General features: G+C 37.4%; 5 protein-coding genes. All 5 read right to left on the bottom strand.

All coding sequences use genetic code 11. The features are described 5' to 3' along the window. On the bottom strand, positions 1 to 404 hold a 404-nt coding region (locus M3005_RS05975), incomplete at its 3' end, for an acetyl-CoA carboxylase biotin carboxyl carrier protein (RefSeq protein WP_293794556.1). Between the two features lie 46 nt (positions 405 to 450). Beyond that, positions 451 to 1,191: a 3-oxoacyl-ACP reductase FabG gene (fabG, locus tag M3005_RS05980; protein ID WP_293794557.1), complete on the bottom strand. Its 741-nt coding sequence runs from the start codon at positions 1,189 to 1,191 to the stop codon at positions 451 to 453. A gap of 2 nt (positions 1,192 to 1,193) precedes the next feature. Then, entirely contained in the window at positions 1,194 to 2,093 is a 900-nt protein-coding gene (fabD, locus tag M3005_RS05985) for an ACP S-malonyltransferase (RefSeq protein ID WP_293794558.1), read from the bottom strand. A 33-nt stretch (positions 2,094 to 2,126) separates the two neighbouring features. Further along, complete coding sequence (locus M3005_RS05990; RefSeq protein ID WP_053795816.1) at positions 2,127 to 2,369, bottom strand: acyl carrier protein; 243 nt, start codon at positions 2,367 to 2,369, stop codon at positions 2,127 to 2,129. A gap of 38 nt (positions 2,370 to 2,407) precedes the next feature. Next, positions 2,408 to 2,518: 3-oxoacyl-[acyl-carrier-protein] synthase III C-terminal domain-containing protein (locus M3005_RS05995; protein ID WP_293794560.1), on the bottom strand; the 111-nt coding region annotated here is incomplete at its 5' end.

The following is a 2,518-nucleotide window of genomic DNA, read 5'->3' on the forward strand; positions in this document are numbered from 1 at the left end:
TATTCAACCATGTCACCATTTTCAGCAACTTTTTTAGTGATAGTTCCAGAAACTGGACTTTTCACTTCGTTAATAACCTTCATAGCTTCAATCACACAAACTACATCGCCCTTTTTAACGTGGTCTCCAACTTTTTTAAAGACTGGTTTTTCAGGACTTGGTGCAAAGTAAACAATCCCAACAAGTGGAGCTTTAATCTTTGAACCTGCAGCAGTAACTGGAGCTGGTGTTCCATCAGTTGATGGAGCTGCTGATACTGGTGCAGCAGCGGGAGCAGCGGCAACAGCAGGATGTTCTAACTTAGAAAAGTATAAGTCAGTACCATCGTCAGCAGTGATTTTAAATTCTTTCATACTGGACTTATCAAACTTGTCCATTAAATTTTCAATGTCTTTTTGTTCCATGATTTATTATCTCCTGTTAATTAAGAATGTTCTTACTTAACTTTGATTACATAGTTAATCCACCGTCAACGGTGATTACTTGTCCATTCATGTATTCGTTCTTGATTAAGAATTCAACAACTTGCGCAACTTCGTCTGGAGTACCAAAACGTTTTGCAGGGATTTTTTCTTCCCAATCAGCAATGTAGCTGTCGCCTAACTTAGCAGTCATGGCAGTCTTAATCATACCTGGAGCAACCGCGTTACAACGGATTCCACGTAGAGCACCTTCTTGGGCTGTAGTCTTAGTTAAACCAACGATACCAGCTTTAGTTGATGAGTAGTTGGCTTGACCTAGGTTACCGTGAAGACCGGCAATACTTGAAAGGTTGATGATACAACCCTTACGAGCTTTTTGCATTTTCTTCATAGCAAATTTAGTCATGTTGAAGACACCGAATAAGTTAGTGTCTAGAACTTGCTTAAATGAGTCACCCTTCATTCTAGTTAATAGAGTATCTTGAGTGATACCAGCATTGTTAACTAACACATCAATCTTACCGTGTTTTTCAATAACGCTGTTAATCATTGCTTCAGCATCTTCTTCTGAAGCAACGTCTCCAACAAGCACTTCGATTTCTTTATCGAAGTTAGCTTCGAAGGCCTTTAGTTCTTCGTCACTTAATTGTCTGTGTGAGTTGGCAATTACGATGTTGTTTTCATCTTTAGCTAGACGAACAGCGTCAGCTAAACCCAATCCCTTGGTAGCACCAGTGATTAGAATTACTTGTTTTTCGTTATTTTCCATTATTATTCTCCTAACTTATCTAATAAGGCATCTAGAGTTTCGACGCTTTCTACATTGTATGTATCAGCCTTTAGTGTCTTTTTAGCAAGTTTACTTAGCGTATTTCCTGGACCAATTTCGATAAAAGCGTCGATGTTTTTGTCTTCTAGAGAAGCAACATCTTGCATAAAGTGTGTTGGATTGATTAGTTGGTTAACTAAAGTTTCCTTAATAGTGTCCAAAGCAAATGGTTTTACAGTAGTGTTACTGATAACATCAATTTCTGGTTCACTAAATTCAACACTTTCAAGACGTTTAGCTAATTGATCTGATGCCGGTTGCATCAATGGAGTATGTGAAGCCACTGCAACTTGTAGTGGAACTACACGTTTAGCACCCTTTTCAGTAAGTACTTCCATTGCTTTGGCAACCCCTTCCTTAGTACCACCAATAACAACTTGAGACTTGTTATTGTAGTTTGCGGGGTATACATCATCAATTTCATCACAAACGCTCTTCACAAAATCAGGGCTAAGACCCAATACAGCAGCCATAGAACCTGGATTTTGCTTACCTGCTTCATCCATGTAATGTGAGCGATCGTGTACTAGCTTTAGCCCTGATTTAAAAGATAGTGCTTTAGCAGCAACTAAAGCACTATACTCGCCTAAACTCAATCCCATCATTGCAACAGGTTTCTCTATTTTGTCTTCTAAAATACGATGAATAGCTACACTCATCGTCAAAATAGCGATTTGAGTATTATTAGGATTATCAAAAATTTCCGGATCAGCTAAGTTTAAATTCAATGTTTCTGAGGCCTCGTCAATTGTACGTTTGTACACAGGGTTTGACTTATACAAATCCTGTCCCATTTCCTTAAATTGACTACCTTGGCCACTAAATAGATAACAAATATTCAAACTTAAACACTCCTAGTTAATTAAAACTAATTATTATTCTTCAACTTTACCAGCAACGTAGTCAACTAATTGTTGTACAGTTGCGATGTCGTTGTCACTGTCAATTTCGATGTCGTATTCGTCTTCTAGAGCATCGATGATTTCAAATAAGTCTAAACTGTCTAGGTCTAGTTCTTCTTTGAAGTTAGTTTCCATCTTGATGTCTTCAGCCTTAACGTCTGATTGATCTACAACGATTTCTTTTACCTTGTCAAAAATTGCGTTCTTGTCTGCCATAATATAATTCACTCCATATATAAAATTAAAATAATAAATTAATACCTTAAAATAATAGTTCCTGTGGTTAGGCCACCACCGAAACCAGAAAGGGCGATAATATCTCCCTTAGCTATTAAACCATTTTCCATCATTTCTGACAACAAAAT

The sequence above is a fragment of the Apilactobacillus sp. genome (genome assembly GCF_025290035.1).
GTDB lineage: Bacteria > Bacillota > Bacilli > Lactobacillales > Lactobacillaceae > Apilactobacillus.

Coding starts and splice junctions, on each gene's coding strand:
- fabG (WP_293794557.1), bottom strand. CDS start 1,191: ATGGAAAATAACGAAAAACAAGTAATTCTAATCACTGGTGCTACCAAG.
- M3005_RS05990 (WP_053795816.1), bottom strand. CDS start 2,369: ATGGCAGACAAGAACGCAATTTTTGACAAGGTAAAAGAAATCGTTGTA.